This is a genomic window from Bacillus sp. AG4(2022) (genome assembly GCF_031844465.1).
Classification (GTDB): domain Bacteria; phylum Bacillota; class Bacilli; order Bacillales; family Cytobacillaceae; genus Bacillus_AB; species Bacillus_AB infantis.
On sequence record NZ_JAUZVH010000004.1, the window covers coordinates 404,345 to 427,683 of the forward strand.

General features: G+C 44.8%; 11 protein-coding genes. 7 read left to right on the top strand and 4 right to left on the bottom strand.

From position 1 onward, the window contains the following. The first annotated feature begins 165 nt into the window (after positions 1 to 165). Positions 166 to 4,062 (top strand): S8 family serine peptidase, encoded by a 3,897-nt coding sequence (locus Q9R36_RS13755; RefSeq protein WP_311225329.1) that lies wholly within the window; start codon positions 166 to 168, stop codon positions 4,060 to 4,062. 129 nt (positions 4,063 to 4,191) lie between these two features. Here Q9R36_RS13755 and Q9R36_RS13760 read toward each other — a convergent pair whose 3' ends face one another. Then, positions 4,192 to 4,602 (bottom strand): helix-turn-helix domain-containing protein, encoded by a 411-nt coding sequence (locus Q9R36_RS13760; protein WP_009792681.1) that lies wholly within the window; start codon positions 4,600 to 4,602, stop codon positions 4,192 to 4,194. Positions 4,603 to 4,803: 201 nt separating this feature from the next. On the opposite strand from Q9R36_RS13760, the gene Q9R36_RS13765 reads away from it, so the two are divergent. Beyond that, positions 4,804 to 5,220: a hypothetical protein gene (locus tag Q9R36_RS13765; protein WP_306010196.1), complete on the top strand. Its 417-nt coding sequence runs from the start codon at positions 4,804 to 4,806 to the stop codon at positions 5,218 to 5,220. A 3-nt stretch (positions 5,221 to 5,223) separates the two neighbouring features. Here Q9R36_RS13765 and Q9R36_RS13770 read toward each other — a convergent pair whose 3' ends face one another. Together Q9R36_RS13770 and Q9R36_RS13775 are read right to left on the bottom strand one after the other, a co-directional pair. Continuing rightward, positions 5,224 to 8,052 (bottom strand): DEAD/DEAH box helicase, encoded by a 2,829-nt coding sequence (locus tag Q9R36_RS13770; protein ID WP_311225330.1) that lies wholly within the window; start codon positions 8,050 to 8,052, stop codon positions 5,224 to 5,226. Continuing rightward, positions 8,045 to 9,667 (bottom strand): SWIM zinc finger family protein, encoded by a 1,623-nt coding sequence (locus tag Q9R36_RS13775; RefSeq protein WP_094769185.1) that lies wholly within the window; start codon positions 9,665 to 9,667, stop codon positions 8,045 to 8,047. Before Q9R36_RS13775 ends, Q9R36_RS13770 begins: the two co-directional genes overlap by 8 nt. 427 nt (positions 9,668 to 10,094) lie before the next feature. On the opposite strand from Q9R36_RS13775, the gene Q9R36_RS13780 reads away from it, so the two are divergent. Then, positions 10,095 to 11,207, top strand: a complete 1,113-nt coding sequence (locus Q9R36_RS13780) for a hypothetical protein (protein WP_311225331.1) — start codon at positions 10,095 to 10,097, stop codon at positions 11,205 to 11,207. Between the two features lie 136 nt (positions 11,208 to 11,343). Here Q9R36_RS13780 and Q9R36_RS13785 read toward each other — a convergent pair whose 3' ends face one another. Continuing rightward, on the bottom strand, positions 11,344 to 11,913 hold the full coding sequence (locus Q9R36_RS13785) for a transposase (RefSeq protein ID WP_311225332.1): 570 nt from the start codon (positions 11,911 to 11,913) through the stop codon (positions 11,344 to 11,346). A gap of 357 nt (positions 11,914 to 12,270) precedes the next feature. Here Q9R36_RS13785 and Q9R36_RS13790 point away from each other — a divergent pair, with 357 nt between their 5' ends. The 4 genes from Q9R36_RS13790 to Q9R36_RS13805 all read left to right on the top strand — a co-directional run bounded on the left by Q9R36_RS13790 (position 12,271) and on the right by Q9R36_RS13805 (position 23,053). Then, positions 12,271 to 17,124 (top strand): bifunctional 2',3'-cyclic-nucleotide 2'-phosphodiesterase/3'-nucleotidase, encoded by a 4,854-nt coding sequence (locus Q9R36_RS13790; protein ID WP_311225333.1) that lies wholly within the window; start codon positions 12,271 to 12,273, stop codon positions 17,122 to 17,124. Between the two features lie 186 nt (positions 17,125 to 17,310). Then, positions 17,311 to 18,189, top strand: a complete 879-nt coding sequence (locus Q9R36_RS13795) for a helix-turn-helix domain-containing protein (protein WP_009792689.1) — start codon at positions 17,311 to 17,313, stop codon at positions 18,187 to 18,189. Positions 18,190 to 18,251: 62 nt separating this feature from the next. Next, on the top strand, positions 18,252 to 18,383 hold the full coding sequence (locus Q9R36_RS13800; protein ID WP_022544488.1) for a hypothetical protein: 132 nt from the start codon (positions 18,252 to 18,254) through the stop codon (positions 18,381 to 18,383). A gap of 269 nt (positions 18,384 to 18,652) precedes the next feature. Continuing rightward, the gene (locus tag Q9R36_RS13805; RefSeq protein WP_311225334.1) at positions 18,653 to 23,053 is read left to right on the top strand and encodes a S8 family serine peptidase; all 4,401 of its coding nucleotides are present in this window, start codon (positions 18,653 to 18,655) and stop codon (positions 23,051 to 23,053) included. The last annotated feature ends 286 nt before the right edge of the window (positions 23,054 to 23,339 follow it).

The window sequence follows — 23,339 nt, forward strand, 5'->3', positions numbered from 1 at the left end:
TTTCTTTTAATGGAAAGGTGTGTAGATTCCTGCGTTAGGAAAAAAGCAAGTGGAAAAATTGTCTAACAAATAGGTATTAATACCCATTTCTACTGTCTTGACACTATGTTAATTTAGTAGAGTATTAAAAAGATTCAGAATAAATAGGATGCAAGGGGGAACGACATGAAGTCTGCTAAGAAAATTTTAGCATTATTCACACTATTTTTATTGGTTTTCTCATCTTCTGTATCAGCAGCCGCTTTGCCTGAGAAGGCAAGAAGCACAAAAGGCCAGCAGAATCAAAAGTCCATTCAGGAAATCAAGAAGGCGGACCTTGAAAAGCAATATAAAAACACGGATATGGTCCGTGTTATTGTTGAAATGAAAGGCGAGCCTGCCATTTCTTATGCACAAAAACAGAATAAGAGATTTAAAGAGCTTCCGGCTGCAACCAAGAAGCAGCTGAGCAGCCAAAAGCTTGCCGAGCAGCAGAAGGTTAAAGACTCGGTCAAGAAAAGCAGGGTAAAGCTTATTGAGCGTGAAAGCTTTACAACTGTAGTCAATGGCTTCAGTGCAGATGTAATGTTCGGAGATATCGAAAAAGTGAAGGAAGTCTCCGGAGTAAAAAGTGTACAGATCGTCCACGAATATACACGCCCTGAAGAAAAGCCTGAGATGCTCTACAGCAAAGAGCTCGTACAGGCCCAGGAAGCATGGAGAGAGTATGATTTCAAGGGTGAGGGAATGATCGTTGGTGTCATTGACACAGGTGTAGATCCGTCCCACCGTGATATGATTCTTTCCGATGAAACTGAAGAGGAATTGTCCAGTGCAGAAGTTCAAACTTTTATTAACACCAATGGACTTCCAGGCAAATTTTATACTGAAAAAGTACCCTATGGCTACAACTATATGGATGAAAATGATACCATCCGCGATATCGGTCCTGATGCTTCCATGCACGGAATGCACGTTGCCGGAACTGTTGGAGCCAATGGTGACGAAGAAAACGGCGGAATCAAGGGTGTGGCGCCTGAAGCCCAGATCCTTGCATTGAAGGTTTTCGGTAATGACCCGGAAATGCCAAGCACTTATAGTGATATCTATGTAAAAGCAATCGATGATGCCATCGTATTAGGCGCAGACGTCCTGAATATGAGCCTTGGTTCTACAGCAGGCTTTGTTTCTCCAGAGGACCAGGAGCAAAAAGCAATCGAGAGAGCTGTGGATAATGGCATTTTAATGTCTATTTCTGCAGGCAACTCAGCTCACTATGGGAATGGCCATGCCAACCCATGGGCTTCTAACCCTGATATCGGGGTGTCAGGTTCCCCAGGTGTGAGTTATGACTCACTTCAAGTAGCTTCCATTGAGAATTCTTACATGGATCTTGATGCAGTGAACTACACATTTGGTGATGAAAGCGGAAAGGCAGCCTTCTTATCAGCCAGCAGCGTACATCCGAATGATGTATCACAAAAGACATATGAAGTAGCTTACGGCGGCTTAGGCAAGCCTGCCGAACTTACAGGAGTGGCGGGAAAGTATGCCCTTATCAAGCGCGGCGAATTGGCGTTCACCGAAAAAGCGCTGAATGCCCAGGCTGCAGGAGCGGTTGGCGTTATTATCTATAACAACGCTGATGGGTATGTAAACATGCAGACAGATCCAGCCATCACCATCCCGCAGCTCTTCATGCTAAAGCAGGATGGAGATAAACTGGCTGAAGCAATTAATGGAGGAGAGACTGTAACAATCTCCTTTAATGGTGAAAAAACAAAATCAGCAAATCCTGAAGCTGGCAAAATGAGTGCCTTCACTTCATGGGGGTTAACGCCTAACCTGGATTTCAAGCCTGAAATCACAGCCCCGGGCGGACAGATTTATTCTACACTTGAAAACAACCAGTACGGAATGATGAGTGGTACTTCCATGGCTGCGCCTCATGTATCTGGAGGATCTGCACTTGTTCTGGAACGTGTTGACAATGAATTTGGCGTAACAGGCTTCGACCGTGTAAACGTAGCGAAAAATCTGTTGATGAACACAGCTAAGCCTGTTATTGATCAAGGGGTTGTTAACAAAGGTGAAGGGTGGGAGCTTCCATACTCGCCACGTCGCCAGGGCTCAGGGATCATGCAACTGAACTCGGCACTTCAAACTCCGGTTATTGTAACGGAAGCAGAAAGCAATGAAGGTAAGGTTGCCCTTAAGGAAGTCGGGGACACTTTCGAATTCACTTTAAAAGCTGAAAACTACAGCGATGAAGAAGCTGTATATGACGTGAAAGCTAATCTCCAGACTGACTTTGCGGCTTATGGAGAGCTTGGCTGGGCAGCAGATGGATTGGAAGCACAGGAAATCCATAATTCGTCAATTAAGGTGGAAGGCCAGGATACAGCAGAAGTCACTGTACCGGCAAATGGATCTGTCACTTTTAAGGTAACGGTTGATGTGAGTGATGCTAAGGTTATAGAGCCTAGTATTACTGGCGACTGGGAAACGAAGGTGGACATTGACGAAGTATTCCCGAACGGCTACTTTGTAGAAGGCTTTGTCACATTGACAGACTCAAATGATGTAAATGCAGAACTGTCTGTACCTTATGTCGGCTTCAAGGGCGAGTGGGATAAAGCGCCAATCCTTGATGGCATGAAATATGATGATCAAGAATCATTCTATGGTATGGCAGGGGCTGTTTATGAAAGTGGAGACAGTTACAGCTATTTAGGCTACAATCCTGTTGCTGATGCATTTGAGAGCGAAGCAATCGCCATTTCTCCAAATGGGGATAAAGTAAAGGAACAATTGATCCCGGTTCTTTCATTCCTGAGAAATGCAAAGAAAGCTGAATTCTCTATTGTTGATGAGAGCGGCAAGGTTCTAAGGAAGCTGAGGACCGAAAACGATCTTCGCAAGCATTATTACGATGGCGGAGCCGCAGCAAATTATTCACTTACTCCTGCCAGAGGCTGGGACGGCAAGCTGAATAACAAAATTGCCGCCGATGGGCAGTATTACTATGAAATCAAGACTAAAATAGACTTCCTTGATGCTGAATGGCAAAGCGTCAAGATTCCTGTTAAAGTCGATACTGTAGTGCCAAGCGTTAAAGCTGATCTAGTGGATGATAATACAAAGCTGTCCATTCAAGCAGCTGATAATGCAGGAGGTTCAGGAATTTCCTATCTTGATATCTATATCAATGACGAATCTATCCTGGAGATTCCTTTAAATGGCGATACTGCTGAGTTCGTTCTTCCGGAAGGACTTGAAGTTGGCGATACAGTAACGGTTGTCGCGGTCGATAATGCAGGCAACTACTCTGAGTCTACTGCTGAAGTTGGCAGCAAAGACAATACGATTCCATATGTTTACCTGACTGAGCCTGCAGCACTGGAAGTGTACAATAAAAATGACTTGAATGTTAAAGGAACAATCAAAGAAGAATCAGGCATAAAAGAATTCACCATTGACGGCAAATCAGTCGATGTCACTTATAATGAAGACAAGAAGCAATATGAGTTCTCTACTACTATGCATTTTGAAGATGGGGTTCATTCGTTTGTGGTTAAAGCAACAGACACAGCGAAAAACTCTATCTCCTTCAAGCGCACGATTCTTGTGGATGCAACCGGACCTTCAGTAGAGGTAAACGGACTACCTTCAACAAAATATGTCAAGCATGATGCCGACAACCCGGTTGTCAATGTCAAGGTAGCAGACAACTTTGATGAACTGCGCTTCTATTTAAATGGCAGCGAGCTCTTCTACAATGAATTTAAAGAGCCCTATGCAATGAGAAGCATTGAGAAAGTCTTTGAAAATATTGAACTAGAACTTGCGGAAGGTGAGAACCAGTTCGTCTTTGAAGCTGTCGACCTGGCAGGGAACAAGACGGCAAGGACAATAGAGCTTTATAAGCTGAAAGAAGGCGAAACACCGCCAGCAAAAGGTGAAACACCAGACAAAGGTAAAGACACGGAAAAAGGCAAGCCAATCAATCCGACACCTGTAAAACCAGATCCGGTCAAGATTAGGAAGCCATTGCCTGTCCAGCCTGGAAAACAAAAAATGTAGCAGTTAATAAGAAACCGGCAGTCTCCGAGTGGGATTGCCGGTTTTTATCATTTCTAATCTCCCTGCTGACTATTAAATCCTCCGCACAAAAAAGCACCCTTCCGCTAAAAGAGCGCCCAAAAATAATATTCACGTCATTCTCCTGAACTTTTTATGCTCTTTAATGACCGCTTTTAAAATTCCGGCAATATATTCATTCGTCCAGTTATCGAATAATGCCAATTCCAGCAAAGGTTCCTTCAAGGAAGGAGTCTGAGCGAGGAGACGGCGAATCATTTCCATGTCCAAATCTTCGGGATTTTCCTTTAGCACATAGGAAGTATTGGCGTTTTTCAGCATTTCATCCAGCTCTTCGATCAAGTATTCCTTATCCACCCCGAATATATCTGCAAATTGAAGGACGATCTGATAGGGAGGTATGCTTTTGCCGTTTTCATACCGGCTGATCGTTGAACGGTCAATCCTCATCAATTCAGCCACATATTCTTGTTTCCAGTTCCTCACATTCCGCAATTCTTTCAATTTATCCGCTAGGCTCATCTTGTCCACCCTCGTTCATCACTTTCCTTTAATCTAACGAGAATCGGGAATGAATAAATCATCTGTGAAAATGGTTCACACTTATAATAGTGAAAATCACGCACGTTAATAAAAGAGAAAAAAGAATAGAGGAAATTTGAAGAAAGCTGTCGAAATAGAAAAATGGAAACGAATACCAATGATAAGGAGTGTATTTTATTTATGGAGAAAAATCCAAAAAGGGTGGAACATCAGCTTTACTTTCAAACAACAGATGCGAGGAAAATCAACATTGATTTTAAACCAGGCTTTTTTGATGCCCTTCAGCTGCTGAAGCCCTACCCATCAGCCCACTTCTGCCAAATCCTCTTTGATCAAAACACCTCACACCGCATCTATTCCAGATTAAATCACACTGATATCAAGCAGCTGCAGTATGACAACGAGCCGGGCGGCCGGGAGAATCTTCTCCGTGAAAATAACGGAATCAACTATCGTCTCCTATCAAGCCTTCTGATAAAAACCAGCCGTAATAGTGTGTCATTTGCGATGCAGGTGCCTGACAGCCGGGTAAAAACCAAAGAAAAAAGCCCGCTGCCATCTCTTGTGGAATACAAAAGACAGAAACGGACTTTATAAAATTTAAGCCAGATGCACAAGATCACGGAGATCATCGGTGGACAGCTCCGTGATCCAGCTTTCGCTTTGGATTACCTGGTCGTTGAGCGTTTGCTTTTTCTCTAGCATCAGATCAATTTTCTCTTCCAAGGTTCCTGTGCAGATCAACTTGTGAACGTGGACGAAACGTTCCTGGCCGATCCGGTAGGCACGGTCTGTCGCCTGGTTCTCTACAGCCGGGTTCCACCAGCGGTCATAGTGGATAACATGGTTCGCTGCTGTCAGATTCAATCCGGTTCCGCCTGCCTTCAGGGACAGCAGGAAGACAGGGAACTCCCCATCCTGGAACCTGGTGATCATGCGGTCGCGCTCATTCTTTGAGACGCTTCCGTTCAGGAATGGCACATCAATTCCGTGCCGCTTTTTCATGATTTTCTGGATCATATGCCCCATTTCAATATATTGGGTGAAAATAAGGCAGCTTTCTTCCTGCTCCAGGACGGCATCGACGAGCTCGTTCAGCTTCTCAAGCTTAGATGACCGTTCGAGCAGATGGGAAGGCTTCTCTTCCTTCAAGTAAAGAGCCGGGTGATTGCAAAGCTGCTTCAGGCGGCTGAGCAGCTGGAGAATAAGCCCTTTGCGCTCAAAGCCTGACAGTTTCTCAATCTCGGCAAAAGTGTCTTTGACCAGCTGCTCGTAAAGCGATGCCTGTTCTGCGGTCAGCGGGCAATATTCCTTCTGCTCCACCTTATCCGGCAGGTTCAAGGCAACTTCTTTGTCCTTCTTCGTCCGGCGCAGAAGGAAGGGGCGGATGATTGCCTGGAGCTGCTGGACTTTTTCTTTTTCATCTTCCTTCTCGATCGGGAGGATGAACCGTTTCTGGAATTGCCCGAGGCTGCCGAGATAGCCATGATTGGTAAAATCGAAAATCGACCACAGCTCGCTGAGACGGTTTTCCATCGGCGTCCCCGTCAGGGCAATATGATGCTTGCCGCGCAGCTTCCGGACTGCCCGGGACTGCTTGGTCTGCGCATTTTTAATATTCTGGGCTTCATCAATGCTGATCGAGCTCCAGGTGACAGCCTCGAAATCAGCCAAATCCAGATGGGTCAGGCCGTAGGATGTCAAAACAATATCTGCTTTCTCAGCCTCTTCCGTGAACATCTGATCCTTCAGGCGATTCTGTCCATAATGGAGATAAACCTTCAGATCAGGGGCAAATCGTTCAATCTCTTTTTGCCAGTTGCCGAGCACCGACGTCGGGCAGATGATGAGAGAGGCACCATCTTGTTCCTGCTCGCGAACCTTTAATAAATAAGAAATGAGCTGGACGGTTTTTCCGAGCCCCATATCATCAGCGAGAATGGCACCAAATCCGTATTTCCTAAGGAATAACAGCCAGCTCATCCCAAGCTGCTGATAGGGACGGAGTTCGCCGTGAAGTGCTTCCGGCGCATCAGCGAGCGGGATATTGTTCACCTCGCGCAGCTGCTTCACCATCTGCTTCCACTGGCGGTTCAATTCAATCTGGATGCGGGCGAATGCTTTCGGATTATCGAGCTCATCTTCTGAATCATCTTCTCCGGACAATTCCTGCTCAATCAAATCACGGACATGCAGCCCCTCTTTTTCCGCTTTTTTCATCAAATCCTGAATCTGGCGGATAAAGCCGTGGTCGAGTTTGATCCAGCGGCCGCGGATATAGACAAGGCGGCGCTTCTCTTCAACCAGTTTATTAAACTCATCCTCTGACAGCTCGACTCCGTTCATGCTGAAGCGCCAGTCATAATCAAGCATTGCCTGCAGTCCGACGAAGGAAGGGCGGTGGCTGCCGGAATTTCCTTTTACCTTCGCCTTCACCTTCATGCTCGCATTCTTCATCGCCTGCCACCAGGAAGGAAGGAGAATCTCGACGCCAAGCGCAAGCAGCGTTTCACTTGCTTCTGTCAGGAAAGTCCATGCTTCGTCTTCCGTCAGGCGGGTTGAAATGCCGCGATTGCCGTTCAGCCAGGGAAATACATTGATCCAGCGATGCTGCTCCCGTTCAATGACCTCCTGATACTTCATCCAGCCCCGCGGATAGTTGCTTTCATCACGGTAATCGACAAACAGATCAGGATCCTTTTTTCCTCGCAGAAAAATAGACAAGTCCCAGAAGCTGTCTATATCAGCAGGCTCTTCAAGCTTCAGTCCGATTGTAAATGGGATATCATTTTCCTTCAGCCCAATCCATTCCTGCCAGCTTTCTTCGTCAAAGTAGGCAGCCAGCTGGCTTGGCGCAATATCTTCATTTTGCAGGCTGTCTATTTTTTTTCCGAACATTTCTTTCATTTCTTTATTGCGGTTCAAATAATCATTCAAAGAGCGGTCAAACCAATGCTGGACGAAGGCTTTGACAGAGCGTTCCTCTTCTCCTTCATCAAGGGGACGCTCCCAGAAGGAATCATCAAACTCGTAAAGCACATTCTCAGGCAGCGCCCAGTGAAATTCATTCCGCTCCCATGCCTTGAAATCAGGGACCCATTCTTTTTCAAGAATCGACTCCTCAAGCGCATGTCCGGCAGCCAGGCAGATCTCGGCCGTTTCGTCCCAGTCCCATTCGATCAGGCGGTTGAACTGCTCGTTCGCAAACAGCGTAGCGAGCTGCCAGCCGTTGACCAGGAGGCCAGGGGCGCCATCCAGCTCAGCCGGTGCAAGCATCGTCCCGAAAAAACTTTCCTTATGATTGTTGAACAGCAGGTTCTGCCATTCGTTTGGCACCATCCATTTGCCTTGCTCATCAGAAGCTCCAATGAAAAAAGTATCATTATCATATTGTTTGACGTTCACTTTTATAAAACGTGTTTTAAGCATCGATCAGCTTACCCCTTTTGCATTCTTCATGAAAGGCACGCAGGCGCCTGGTCTTTTCAAGAATCATTTCCAGAAAAAGCTCCCAATCATTCTGCCGCTTTAATTTTTTATAGATGGTCCGCAGCTTCTTCATCTTGCGGACAGCCTCCCGGTAATGATCCCGGCTCTTCATGTTGATATGGCCCTGCACAGACTGATGGTAAAGCCCAAGCAGGATTTCAGGCTCGGATTGCTGAATCCTTTTGATCCGCTCAGAAGGGAGCATGCTGATATCAAAGCCGATATAAGCCTGCAGCTCTGCCCACTTTTCATAGTTTTCCTGTTCAAAAAGAACATCCTCATATTCCCGGTAACTGTACGGCAGCGTCTGAATCATGGCTTTCTCATACAGATCAGACCGCCGCGTCTCGCCGGTATAGGGGCGCAGTGCCTTCAAAGCCATCCTGGAAAAATCCATGCTCGCATTATATTCATTGTTCCAGCTCAGATACTCCTTCAGCCGTGAGACAAACACCTCAGCAAACGGAGCCATCCGCTTCCATTCCTTAAGGGCGGTGAAATAGTCGAGCCAGTATAACATATATGGCGTCATCTCCGCGTTAGGGACCTGGATATTCCGCATCGCATCTTCATCCTCACGAAGAAGGATATGAAGATGGGTCACCCCGACAACCAGAGGCATTGTTGGCTCATCCTGAAGACTGTTAAGCTTGTTGACTTCCTCTTCCCGCCATTCCTTGCTCTTGAAGAGATGGGTCCAAAGCAGACGGTAGAGATGCGCGCGCTCATATTCAATCTCAAAGTCGTTCGTCAGAAGCTCCGCGGTTTCCTCTTTCAGCTTCCCGATGAATTCATCAAACGCAAAGGGCACAGACTGGACCGTCAGCTTGCCGGTAATGTCAGCCGCTTCTTCGGTCATGAGATGGAAGAGATGGCGGTAATAGCGGTTGATCGTATCCTCGAAATAGCCGAGCTCCATGCTCAGGGAGATAAGCTTTTTAAAAGAAACAATATGCGCAATCAGCATATAAAGGAGCCGCCATTCCTGCTCGACCGGGGCCGCCGCCCTGAGACGGCGCAGGTGGACCTGGAACAGCTCTGCCATCACATAAGGCTTCGGGTCACCCTGGCCAAGCAGGATTTTATCAAAACTTTCCTCTATGGAAGATTTCCAGTTGTCATAATCAGGTTCCTGCTGCTGTTTGTTCGCCTTCAGCAGATCCCTTGCCGTCTTCAGTCCCTGCAGAGCGGCCGTCTTTGTCTCTTTGACCGGCTGGCGCCAGTCATTGAGCCAGGCGGCCACACTGCTGCCCTGGGACAAGAGATAGAAAAACGCAGCCATCCGGTGCCGGCAGAACCCTTCATGCGGACAGGAGCATTCACTATGGTTAATGAAGTCAAGGTCAAGCGATACCTTTGCCGGCGTCACATCCTGGACCACGGCCGTAATCTGGTCACCCTCATACTTCAGCTGATGCACAAGCCCCTGATGATACAAAAGCAGGCCCTTCTGGACCACCTTCTGATCTTCCTGGTCCTCCGGCCTCAGCAGGCTCTTCAGCTCGCCCGCAGCAAACTGCAGCCCCTCCAAATACCGCTCAGGAATCTGCGCCATAACAATCCCCCCTATACTCTAACCCGGCAAAAACCGGATGAAAAAACACAAAAAAGCACACAAAAACAACAGCGTTCCGATAAAATACATATTCCTTTATTATACCGCATTTGGCGGGAGTCTAAAAGGCGGGGGAGAGTTATTGATGGTGACAGGCACCTATACCACTTAGAGGAAGTGGTATAGGTGCCTGTCACCAAACAGTACGAATAAAATGGAAAATTTTTATTATTTTACTTTTAATATGTAAGTTGAACATGTATAATTATTCTATATAACGAACAATAGTGAACTTGACCAAGAAGGGGTCTTTTCAGGAGGAGGGATATTACCGGTGGAGCCAAGAGGAAAGAAAATCAATAGGGAAAGGACAGAAAAGCGCAGAAACCTTTTTAAAGCTTTCTCAGCCAGCACAGCGCTTTCTTCCATGATTCTTGGAGGTGCACAGCTGGCATCGCCTACATATGCACAATTCAATGACAGCCAGGAAGAAGAAATAGAGATTGGAGCTTGCTTCATTTTTCCTAAAGTAATTGAAGAAGATTATCGGGATTTATCGGTTACTTTATCTGATGAAGTTATCTCAAAGGCAAAAGCAGCTATAATGACTGGGGAGCAGCTGAAAGAGAAGAATACGGCAATTTCTCAATTGGCATCTTCTGATGCGAACGGGAAAAATGGCTCTGCTGATAGTACAGTCGCTGCTGATGCAGTGGCGGGAACAAAAGATAATCAACTGGTGTCACAGCAGAAATCACTGGATAGCCAATTGAGCAATGCACAAACCCAATTGAAGGCTGTGAACAGTAAAATACAAGAAATAGAAAAAGAGTACCAAACGCTGAACACCTTTTCACAAAGCATCAGGAGCTATGTGGACATCTCCTTGAAGGAGGCCAAAACAGACGGAAATCAGAAATTAACTGAAATTGAGAATCTAGTTAATAAAATCAATGGTATTAAAGTTGCTGCTATTAATGAATGCACATATGATGAGGCTTACTTCGCTGAAGTGCTTAAACCGATGGAACAAGCTAAAGTGGAGCTGAAGGAAGTACTGAAGGACCTGGAGAGCGAAGAAGTCAATTTTAAGAATCTACTTGATAAATATGAGAAAGATCTCCAATCCTACAAAGATAGCCTGCAAAGTTATAATACTGATAGTGCCCGACTGGAAAGTGAAATTAACGGTATAAAAAGTAATATCAATAAAGTAAAGGAGCAAATTGAAGCAGAAGCAAAGGCGAAAGAAGAAAAAGAGAAGAACAAACAATCCACTCCTGCCGAAAAACCTAATAATAACGAAAAACCTGCTAATCAAGATCCAGCTGCAAAACCGGGAGATTCAAAGTCGGTTCCGCCAGCGGAAGGAGAGAGGGCTGCTCCGCCTGATGGGAAGCCAAAAGACGATCAATCTGATAAAACAGCGGATGGAAATCAAGAAACAGAAAACCAGCCTGATACGGTACCAGAAGCTGAGACAGTTTCGGCTCAAGACAGCAGCAGTGCTGCAGATACATCCGAAGGTTCCGGCAACTAAAACAAAGAGGATGCCAAAAAACATTTGGTGCATCCTCTTTGTTTTATTGTTATTAAGGTGACAGGCACCCGTACCAATTTGGACAACTGGTATAGGTGCCTGTCACCAACCAACTGTCACCCCACACCAAACTAATCTAAACTAAACTCTCTTTATATTTCTTCATCAGCCAAGTACAATAAGCCGTTTTTTTCTGGGCATCCGTCTTTCCAGTGAAAAGATTATACACCTCGGAGATATTCATATAATCGGGAAGATTTCTTCGGCTGGATTCAAAGTAGGGGAAGCTGGACCAGCGATAGTCCAGGGGGTGATCGACAATTGAGGCTTCGACGGGGTTTAAGTGGATATAGCGGCTGACCTCGAGGAGGCCATATGCATCATAAATGGGCTTGCTGAAATACCTCTTCTCAAATACATGTCCCTGCACTCCATAGCGCTTATTAAAATAATCTGCGTAAGCTTTGTTCAAGTTTCTCATCACTCCGGGGAGCGGTGTTTTTTGGGTCCGGAGCAGCAGATGAAAGTGATTGCTCATCAAGCAGTAGCTTGCCAGCTCCAGGCCGGTCTTACGGTGAAAGTAATGCAGAAGATTCATAAAGGATACAAAGTCATGATCTTCCTGGAACAGATCGGCCCGCCAATTTCCCCGGCTTACAACATGGTGGAAGTGATTGGGACTCCAAATTCTTTTTGGTCTTGCCATACATACCTCCCAAAAAAATAATAGATTTCTCTGTTAATTATTTGACCTCAAACCATCTTTTTCCTTCCCGTTCGCACGTAAATTGAACAGAATTAGAAGAAATTTGGAAGCCAGACGGAAAACGATATCCAGCAAAAACATGGTTTTCTGCACCTGATCGTATCCAATCATTGCTTTTCGACAAATTTCGGGAGGTGCCTGTCACCACTATCTACTACTATCTCATTTACAAAATATTTGTAATGCTAAATAATTTTTACACTATTCACTAATTATTTCTGATATATTAATAACTGGGTTGTTACATTTTAGCGAAATTTGTAATGATTCTACTTATTAGTAAAGGGTGAATATGGTATGAAAAAGTCGAAGAAGAGAAGTATAAATAAAGTTCTAACTTCAACAATGGCTTTAAGCCTTGTATCCGTTCCTTTCGTTTCAACTCAAGCAGGTGCTGAGGCGGCTGATAATCAAGCGCTTTCACAATCTGTGCAGAAAGCTTCAATTGTAAATGTTTTGGCTGAAAAACCAGAAGTGAATTACAATACGGCAGTACCGCAGGAGAGCGCTTCAACACTGAACCTTCGAATCATGGAAACAACCGATATTCATACAAACCTTTTAAACTTTGATTATTACAAAAATGCCGCTTCTGAAAAAGTTGGACTGGCTAGAACAGCAACCCTTATAGAAGAGGCCCGCGAAGAAAAACCCAATAGTGTCCTGGTAGATAACGGGGACCTTATCCAGGGAACTCCGCTTGGTACATACGTGGCCAAGATTGATCCGCTTGAAGATGGCGAGCTTCACCCTTCCATTGCCGCTATGAATACCATGGGCTATGACATGGCCACTTTAGGGAACCATGAGTTTAACTATGGCCTGGACTTCCTTGATGAAGCTTATGATGATGCAAATTTTGATTTCGTTAATGCTAATGTGTACACAGATGATCAAGACGACAATCCCGAGAATGATGTTAATGAATTTACACCATATAGAATTGTAGATAAAGAAGTAACTGACGAACAAGGAAATCCTCAAACAATTAAAATCGGCTATATTGGATTTGCTCCTCCTCAGATCAATGATTGGGACAAGGCCAATCTAGATGGGAAAGTAGTTACAAAAGATATTATAGAATCAGCCAATAAATTCATCCCTCAAATGAAGCAAGAAGGTGCTGATGTCATAATTGCAATGGCACACTCCGGCTTTAACGGAAATGAGGAAAACACAGAGGACACTGTATACAGTCTTAGTAAAGTAGAAGGCATTGACGCCATTACTTTTTCACACACCCATAAAGTATTCCCTGCTAAAACTGAAGCCGCCCTTGATATCCTGTTTAAAGACGCTTCTGGCAAGGTGCTGCCTGGAGTTGACAATGCAAAAGGGACAATCAATGGAGTGGCAGCTGTACAGGCTGGATACGGCGGAGGTTCTCTTGGCTTAATCGACCTGACACTGGAGAAGCAGGGTGATTCCTGGACTGTAACGGGATCTCAATCCTCGACACGTGAAGTTTCAACTTCGGTTGCTCTTGATCAAGAGGTGGTTGCTGCAGTTACTGAGGCCCACAATAAGACAATTGAATATGTAAATCAGCCAATTGGAACAACAACAGATGACATTTACAGCTACTTCGCCCTTGTACAGGATGATCCTTCTGTACAAGTTGTAACCAATGCCCAGAAATGGTTTGTAGAAAAGTATATCAACCTTAATAAGCCAGAGTACAAAGATCTTCCAATTTTATCAGTAGGTGCTCCTTTTAAAGCCGGAAGAAACGGTGCAGAAGAATATACTGAGATTAAAAAAGGCAACCTGACGATCCGGAGTGCAGGAGATCTTTACCTTTATGACAACACGCTAAAGGCGGTTAAGGTGAAGGGTTCTGTCGTAAAAGAATGGATTGAGATGACCGCAGGGAAATTCAACACAATTGATCCTGCCAAGACAGAAACGCAGGAGCTTTTAAATCCTTCTTTCCCAGTTTACAACTTCGATGTTATTGATGGAGTTAATTATCAAATCGATGTAACCAAGCCGGCCAAATATGATAAAGATGGAAAAGTGATCAATGCAAACAGCAGCCGTGTCGTTAACCTGACGTACAACGGACAGCCTGTTGATCCTGATCAGGACTTTATCGTTGTAACAAATAACTACCGTGCAGGCGGCGGCGGAAACTTCCCGGGCGTTAAAGGAAGCGAGCTGGTTGTGGACTCTGCAGATGAAAACCGTCAGATTTTGATGGACTACATCACAGAAGAAGAAACAATAACGCCTACTGCTGATAATAACTGGTCAATCGCTCCGATTGATGCAGATGTAAAGGTAACCTTTACTACTTCTCCTAAGGCAGAAGCCTATTTAAAAGAAGATGGAAACATTTCTTATACTGGAGAAAAAAATGATCAAGGCTTCGGTATTTTCAATATTGATCTAAAAGGTACACCGGCTGAACAGCCAAATGATCATGTAAAAGTACAATTGCTGGGATTAAACGACCTTCACGGACAGCTGGACACTACTACTAAGGTAGATGGCATAGCTTCTGGAAGAATTGATTTCACAGCTGCAGCGATGAAGGAAAGGGAAGCTGATAATCAGAATACACTTCTTGTACATGCCGGGGATATGATCGGCGGAAGTCCGCTTGTATCAGCTCTGTTCCAGGATGAGCCGACAGTAGAAATCATGGAAGCAATGGGCTTTGACGTTGGTACACTGGGGAATCATGAATTTGATGAAGGTATCGATGAACTGAAGCGGATGATCAATGGAGGCCAGCATCCAAATGGCACAGAAGACTATGATGGAATGAACTTTCCTGTTGTCGCAGCAAATGTCTACGACGACAGCACTGATGAACTGATTACTGAGCCATATGCTGTTAAAGAAGTAGGCGGCCAAAAGATTGGATTTATCGGGGTTGTGACACAAGAAACGCCTGACATGATTGTACGCAAAGGAAATGAGAACCTTAAGATTACCGACGAAGTAGAAGCAATCAACAAGTATACAAAAGAGCTTCAGGAGCAAGGTGTTGAAGCCATTGTAGTACTGGCGCATAATCCTACATTCCAGGAGCAAAAAGCTGATTTGTATGATGCATCAACTATCGCTGAAAATGTAGATGATGCAGTTGATATTATCTTTGCGGCTCACAACCACGTGAAAGTGAATAAAGTAGTAGACAACAAGCTGATTGTCCAAGCCTATTCTTATGGAACAGCATTTTCTGATGTAGATATCGAAATCGATCCAGCTACAGGCGACATTGTCGGAAAAGCAGCTGAGATTGTTCAGGTTAAACAAAGCGACTATACACCGGATGCCGATGTTGCTGCTATCCTTAAAAAGTATGCGGATAAGGTAGAGCCGATTAAAGCTGTTGTAGTCGGTGAAAATGCCACTGAGCTTGCAAAAGGCTATCCATCTGTGAACAGTGAATATGCTGATAACGGACTGGGTAATCTGATTGCTGATGGAATGATTGCTTCAATGGATGCAGATTTTGCCCTGATGAATGGCGGTGGAGTGCGTGCGAATCTGCCTGCAGGTGATGTAACCTTTGGAAGCCTGTTCGCCATCCAGCCTTTCGGAAATGTTCTGAACAAAGTGAAGCTGAGCGGAGCAGATCTTGAAACAATATTAAATAAGCAGATCACTGAAAAAGGCCTTGATTTCCACATTGCCGGCTTCAAGTACACATATTCTTGGGACAGTGCAGCTAAAAAAGGCAAAGTAGTGGATATTCTTAATGAAGATGGCACACCGATTGATAAGAATAAAGAATATACGGTTGTTATGAATAACTATATGTATGGCAATCTATCATATGGGATTGCAGAACTTGCGACAGACCTTGAAGTTGGGCAAATTGACTTGGATGCAACGGTTGACTTTGTAAAGACGTTGGAAAAGCCGTTCACATATGGTGTGGAAGGAAGGATTCAGAAAGTAGCTGCTCCAACTCCGCCAAGCAATCCTGGTACACCGTCTGCTCCGGAGTTGCCGTATGCAACAGTAGAAAAGCAAACTGTGAATGGACAAGTTTATGCAGTAGCGAAGCTTGATGAGCAGAAAATCCAGAGCTACCTGGCATCTGATAAAAATGCAAAATCAATTGCGATTACTCTTCCAGCAGCTGTTGGGCAGGAAAAAGTAAAAGCAGAAATCTCTGCTGAAATTCTTGAAATGCTGAAAAATCAGCATAAGAAATTCACAATTGAAGTGAATGCAGATAAGGCTGACTACAAGCTTTCTGTAGATGATATTAAAGTAGAAGACATTGCGAAACAGCTGGGTGCCAAAGCTGAAGATGTTAAACTGTCTATCTCTGTTAATGAGGCGGCAGACACTGCTGGTGTAATCAGCAAAAACGCTCTTAAGCCAGTATCTCAACTAGTTGAATTCAATGTTTCAGCTAACGCTGGCGACAAGGTACAGGAAATCAGCCGACTTCCTAAATACAATGAAAGAGTGATTACACTCAATAAGCAGGTTGATCCAAAGCATGCAACAGTTGTAAAGCTGAATGCCGACGGAACTTTCTCAGCAGTACCAACGAAATTCAAGGGTGAAGAAGCAATCTTTAAGAGCCTGACAAACGGCATCTATACAGTTGTGGAAAACTCTGTAAGCTTTAAAGATATCACAAAGATTTGGAACAAAGATGATATAGAAACACTGGCTTCTAAGTATATCGTCCAGGGATATGAAGACGGTACATTCAAGCCGAACACTTCTACAACCAGACTTCAGCTGGCTTTATTGCTGACAAGAAGCTTGGGGCTCTTCCCTGAAGCAGACTACGATGGACGCTTCAAGGACATTGGCAAAAGCAGCAAGTATGCTGAAGAAATCATGGCTGCAGTAGAGGCTGGAATTATCAAAGGAAAGCAGGATGGCAAATTCGATCCAAATGAAACGGTTAACCGTGAGCAGGCAGCTGCCATGATCAAGCGTGCAATGGATTACATGAGCTATGATGCTTCAAAAGCAGATAAGTCCAAGTCACTTGACAGCTTGAAAGATCAGAAGAAGATCAGCAGCTTTGCCAAGGAAGATATTGAATTTCTTCTTCAAGCCGGCGTAATGAGCGGTAAGCTTGACGGCAAGTTTGATCCTAAAGGGAATACAACAAGGGCTCAAATCGTTAAAATGATCCAAAATGCCCTCACTTTCTCTGACATGATGTAAAAGCAGAAAGAAGCTCCCTCCCCAGGGAGCTTATTCTGCTTTAAACAGGCACCTCCCGAAAGAAAACAAAATATATAATTCGACAAATTCCGGGAGGTGCCTGTCACCAAAAAAAGAAGGATTTTCAAAACAAGCACAGAATAGTTATCTAGTAACCAAATACATTCCTGGAATGGAGGCCCGAAAATGGATCTTGGGAGTATCGGCAGAACTTTGCATCGTTTGAGAAAAGCGGCTAATCTTTCGCATGAGGAGCTGGCAGCGAATATTTGTCCTCCGCAGGCAGTAAAAGAAATCGAGGAAGGGAAGTCATATCCGTCCGTGGACATCCTGGAAAAGCTGGGGGAGAAGATGGGCTTGAAGATCAATATTTTCTTTGATGTGAGCGAATCTACCTCATCTACCTACATAGAAGCCGTACAGCAGATAATCCGAAAGTATATCCGGAACAGGGAGTATAAATCCATCGGGCTGATAGTAGAAAGGGAGATGAACAATCCCCTGTTTCAAACGCCTTTTCATCTTCAATTTTTAAAATGGCATGAAGGTATTTCCATTTATTATAATTCTGGGAATGTGCAGCAAGCGATTGATGTATTATGGGAGGCCATCGACCTTACGAAGGTGGACACCAATGTCTGGACAGAAAGGGAAATTGAAATCCTGAACAGCATCGGCGTTATTTATTACGAGGAACAGCGCTTTCACGAAGCGTATGAAACATATTATAAAGCCTACGGCCGCCTTGAGAGCCTGCCTTTTATTAAAAACAGCCAAATCAAAATTCGTGTACTTTACGGATTGTCTCAGACACTGTCGGAGATGGGCAAATATCATGAATCACTTGTCTACAGCAACAGGGGCATTGATATGTGCATTGAATCGGAGACCATGTATCTGCTGGGTGAACTCAATTATCAAAGCGGAGAAAATTACTTCAAAATTGGGGAAGAAGATAAAGGGATTGAGTTTATCGAAAGCTCAAAAACGGTCTTCTCCATACAGCGAAATGAAAAATTCATAGATTTGGTTAATAATGAAATGGCATTGTTATTAAAAAAATGATAACATAATATGTAACAACAGGAATATGCTTACAATATAAAAAGGATAGGAGGAATTCCGGTATGAAAAAATTTATTGCTGGCCTTACTCTTGCAAGTGCACTTGTAACTGGAGTGTTTGGATTAGGATTAGTTGATACATCTGTAACGCCTGGCGGAGGAGTAACAACAACAGGCCTTCCACCACAGCATTAATTTAAAACAGAGTGACAGGCTTCTGCCTGTCGCTTTTTCCTTTTGACCGGCACTTTCTCCTCTCTCCCACCTCTCTGCAGTGAGCCCCCTTCTATGAAAAAAATCCTGAATAAACAATACCTCACTCACCATCAAACAGTACTTTCGACCCCTATGCTAACATTTACATTTCTTTAAAATATTGGTACATTAACAATAATCTACTATTCTGACAAATAAAGAAGGGATATTAGTCTGGAAAAATAGTAAAAGAACATGGGGGGAAGACAGTGATAAAGAAAAGCTTTTCTATTTTGATGATCATGCTCCTTCTTTTTGCAACCGGGGCGATGGGAGCGGCTGCTCCTGCAAAGGCTTCAGCTAAAACGGTTCAGCAGAAATTGATGCTGGACAAGCAATATAAGCGGGATGATAAGGTCCGTGTACTGGTCGAGCTTGATGATGAACCAGCGATAGAATACGCGCGCAGAAGCGGCGTGAAATTCGGTGATTTAGCACCAACTGTTAAAAATAAGCTTCAAAAAGATGCGGTGACTGCGCAAAGCGCGGTTAAAAATGAAATCAAATCCAAAAAAGTCGCAATCAAATATCTCAACAGCTTTACAACGATTGTCAACGGCTTCAGCGCCGAAGTGAAATATGGCGACATGGAAGCCATCGGAAAATTAAAGAATGTGGCGAAAGTACATATCGTCAATGAATATGAACGCCCGGAAGAAAAGCCGGAGATGCTTTACAGCAAGGAATTTATCCAGGCTCAGGAAGCATGGAGGGAATACGGAGTCAAAGGTGAAGGCATGATTGTCGGCGTCATTGATACCGGCATCGACCCTGACCATAAAGATATGGTGCTGACTGACAGCTCTACAGCGGAATTGAAACGAGCTGATACAGAAAGCCTTATCTCTGCCAATCAGCTTCCGGGCAAATTTTATACAGATAAAGTCCCGTATGGCTATAACTATATGGATGATAACGATACAATCCTTGATCTTGGACCTGATGCGAGCATGCACGGAATGCATGTGGCCGGTACAGTAGGGGCTAATGGGGATGAGGAGAATGGCGGAATTAAGGGAGTCGCGCCTGAGGCCCAGCTTTTGGCATTGAAGGTATTCGGAAATGACCCTGAATTCCAGTCAACTTACGGAGATATCTATATAAGAGCTATGGATGATGCCATCAAGCTGGGGGCCGATGTCCTTAATCTGAGCCTTGGCTCAACGGCAGGATTTGTTTCTGCTGATGACCCAGAGCAGATGGCTGTGAAAAGGGCAGTAGACAGCGGTGTCCTTGTGGCTATTTCAGGCGGCAACTCTGCCCATTTTGGCTACGGGTTTGAAAACAATCCTTATGCTTCAAATCCTGATATCGGTGTTTCCGGAGCTCCGGGAGTATCTTATGATTCCCTTCAGGTTGCTTCTTCAGAGAACTCTTTTATGGATCTTGAAGCTGCTTCTGTTTCAATCGGGGAAAAAGAAAGCCTGCTTCCGTTTTTGTCGGCAGGAAGCGTCCATCCAAGTGCATTGGATAAAGAAGAGTTTTCAGTGGTCGATGCAGGACTCGGCAAGCCGGAAGAAACCCGGGCTGCTGATCTTGAAGGGAAATTCGCACTGATCCAGCGCGGAGAAATCAGCTTTGTAGATAAGGCCCTGAACGCACAGGCAGCTGGAGCAGTCGGAGTCATTATCTACAATCATACCGATGGAATGATTGGAATGGCCACTGACAGTGCTGTTGTAATCCCTCAGATAGAGATGCAGATGCAGGATGGGGAAATGCTGAAAACAGCCCTTGATAGCGGTGAGGAAGTGAAAGTTTCCTTTAATGGGGAAAGTGCCAAGGTAGCAAACCCGGAATCCGGGAAAATGAGTGATTTCTCTTCATGGGGGCTTACGCCTAATCTTGATTTCAAACCGGAAATCACAGCTCCCGGCGGACAGATCTACTCTACATTGAATAATAATCAATACGGGATGATGAGTGGTACATCCATGGCAGCGCCTCATGTTGCCGGCGGCTCAGCCCTTATCCTCGAGAGAGTGGACAAGGAATTCAGCCTGGCTGGCTATGAGCGGGCAGCTTTCGCCAAGAACCTTCTTATGAATACGGCAAAGCCGATTGTGGATCAAGGCCCAGCGCAGAGCAAGCTTGCCCAGAATAATTTCTATTCGCCGCGCCGCCAGGGAGCAGGCATGATGCAGCTGAATGCAGCCTTGCACACTCCTGTTGTTGTAACAGAATCAGCGACAAACGAGGCAAAAGTGGCTTTGAAGGAAATTTCAGCTGATCCTATTTCCTTTACGCTTAAAGCCACTAACTACTCAGATGCTGCGGCCGTATACCAGGTTAATGTCAATGCCCAGACAGATCTGGCTGAAGAAGGCTATCTGGGTGTACAGCCAGGCCAGCTGGAAGCACAGGAACTCCAGGGGGCAAAAGTGGCCATCAATGGAGAGGAGGCACCAGTGATCACGGTGCCGGCAAATTCATCCGCAGAAATCAAAGTGGACATCGACCTTTCAGAAGCTAAAGTGCTGAGTGAGGACGGAACAAGCACAGTTTCACCGGAAGAAATTTTCGCAAACGGGTATTTTGCTGAAGGATTTGTAACTTTTACAGATACGGAATATCAAAATCCTCCGCTGACTGTCCCTTATACAGGCTTTAAGGGAGACTGGAATGCCCCTCCGATCCTGGACGGATTTGTATGGGAGGCAGATAGTTTTTATAAAATGGCAGGAATGGTAACCGTGATGGATGGGGAGTATGGCTATCTTGGCTATAATGCATTCACAAAGGCAACCCTCCCTGAGTCCATTGCCATTTCTCCCAATTCAGACGGAATACAGGAACAGGCAATCCCTGTTTTATCTTTCCTGAGAAATGCCAAAACAGCAGAATTCAATATTCTGGATGATGAAGGTAAGCTGCTGAGGAAATTGAGAACAGAAAATAATATTACGAAAAATTATTATGATAGCGGCAGCAGTCCGCTTTACTCTCTTGACCCTGCAAGAAGCTGGGATGGAAAAGTAAATAACAAAATCGCTGAGGGAGACTATTTCTACGAAATCAAGGCAAAAATTGATTATCAGGGAGCAGACTTCCAAAGCTTCAAAATTCCGGTAAAGATTGATAATACAAAACCGCAATTAGAAGCGAGCTACAGCGGACAGAAATTAACATTCAAGGCAGAAGATGACGCGGAAGGAAGCGGCATTGCCTATATTGATATTTTCATTGATGGAGAAACGCTTTTCACAACAGAAGAAACCCCCGGACTGCCGGGCGATGCAGTAGAGTACATCCTTCCTGACAGCCTGGAAGCAGGCCAGGAAATCATTGTAGCTGCCTTTGACTATGCAGGAAACGCAGTAGAAAAAGAGTTCGAGGCTGAAGAAGACAGTGAGGACCCAGGCGACCCGGGTGATCCAGGAGATCCAGACCCTGGTAATCCAGGCAGCCCTGGAGGCGGGGGCGGAACACCGCCGGCACCTCCTGCTGGAGACAGCCAGGGCGACTTAAAGCTTGAAGGAAGCACGGCAACCCTGACAGTTGATGAAGGTAAAATTCTTGCCGCTATCAATGATCCTCTTAAATCATCTGTTACTATTGATCTCTCATCTTCACAGAAGGATGCTTCTTCCTTCCAGGCAGTTATAAAGCCTGAAACGATTAAGAAGATAGCAGACAAAAACAAGTCTCTTACAGTGGCTACAGGTAATGCCAGCATCACCATTCCGGCCAAGGTTCTAAAAGAGGCAGCAGGACTTTCATCAGGAGAGATCAAGTTCAGTGTTTCAGAGCTTCAGCCGAAAAAATCCGAGCTTCCAGCAGCAGAAAAAGGACAGCGGAGAATTTCGGATGTGTATGATTTAAAGATCATCTACACTAAAGATGGCAAGGAACGCTATCTGACAGGCTTCAGCGAGCCGGTGTCAGTAAGCCTTTCAATCAAAGGGGCCGAATTGAATGACAAGCGGAAGGCTGCCGCTTATTACCTGAATGAACAGCAGAACAAATGGGAATACACAGGCGGCAAGGCTGAAGGGGATTCAGTAACATTTTCGGTGAATCACTTCTCCAAGTATGCAGTATTAGAAAACAGCAAAACATTCAACGATATCAAGACGCATTGGGCAAAGGATGAAATCGAGGTGCTGGCTTCCCGCTCCATTACAGGAGGGAAGACGGCAGACAGATTTGCTCCCGGCGATAAGCTGACAAGAGCAGAGTTTGCCGTATTGCTTGTAAGAGCCTTAAATATACCGACAGAATCCTACAGGGGTGTCTTCCCCGATGTTACGGCCAAGCAATCATGGAGTGTGCTCCATATTGAGGCTGCGAGCCGTGCAGGCATTGTACAGGGCGATTTGAAAGGAAAGTATAATCCGGGAGAGGAAATAACGCGTGAGCAGATGGCCGCCATGATCGTTAGGTCCATCCGCTACCTGAATGAAGATCTTTTGGACGGCGTATCCTCCGAAAAGAAATTCAAGGATCAAAGTACAGTGAGTCCTGGTCTGCGGGAAGCAGTATCCCAGGCAGCGGCCCTTGGCATTGTAAAAGGAAAAGCCGGCGGAACCTTTGCTCCGAAAGCGGACACAACAAGGGCGGAAGCTGCAGTTATGCTGTACAGGCAGCTTTCCCTGCTGGATGAGATCTAATAACGCAAAATCTTTGAAATCGAATTGAAATGAAAACGTAAACTAAAAAAGCATCAGCTCCTGGTCCCGGGAACTGATGCTTTTTTAGTTTTTCATATTAAAAGGGGTAATTCTTAATGCCCTTATTTTTTCACAGCCAGAATCAATAGACTCATAAAAAAGGTTCTTAATATAGTAGAAAAAGACACAAAATAAAGAAATTGGAAATATTTTATTACAAAATTTCATGTTTATAGACAAAATGGATTATACAGGTACAGCTTCCAGTGTGTTAAAATGTAGGAAA

What these genes read in the sequence shown, in the direction of transcription:
- Q9R36_RS13775 (WP_094769185.1), bottom strand. Translation starts at nt 9,667, where the DNA reads ATGGCGCAGATTCCTGAGCGGTATTTGGAGGGGCTGCAGTTTGCTGCG.
- Q9R36_RS13760 (WP_009792681.1), bottom strand. Translation starts at nt 4,602, where the DNA reads ATGAGCCTAGCGGATAAATTGAAAGAATTGCGGAATGTGAGGAACTGG.
- Q9R36_RS13755 (WP_311225329.1), top strand. Translation starts at nt 166, where the DNA reads ATGAAGTCTGCTAAGAAAATTTTAGCATTATTCACACTATTTTTATTG.
- Q9R36_RS13800 (WP_022544488.1), top strand. Translation starts at nt 18,252, where the DNA reads ATGAAAAAATTTATTGCTGGCCTTACTCTTGCAAGTGCACTTGTAACT.
- Q9R36_RS13795 (WP_009792689.1), top strand. Translation starts at nt 17,311, where the DNA reads ATGGATCTTGGGAGTATCGGCAGAACTTTGCATCGTTTGAGAAAAGCG.
- Q9R36_RS13765 (WP_306010196.1), top strand. Translation starts at nt 4,804, where the DNA reads ATGGAGAAAAATCCAAAAAGGGTGGAACATCAGCTTTACTTTCAAACA.
- Q9R36_RS13790 (WP_311225333.1), top strand. Translation starts at nt 12,271, where the DNA reads ATGAAAAAGTCGAAGAAGAGAAGTATAAATAAAGTTCTAACTTCAACA.
- Q9R36_RS13770 (WP_311225330.1), bottom strand. Translation starts at nt 8,052, where the DNA reads ATGCTTAAAACACGTTTTATAAAAGTGAACGTCAAACAATATGATAAT.
- Q9R36_RS13780 (WP_311225331.1), top strand. Translation starts at nt 10,095, where the DNA reads ATGATTCTTGGAGGTGCACAGCTGGCATCGCCTACATATGCACAATTC.
- Q9R36_RS13785 (WP_311225332.1), bottom strand. Translation starts at nt 11,913, where the DNA reads ATGGCAAGACCAAAAAGAATTTGGAGTCCCAATCACTTCCACCATGTT.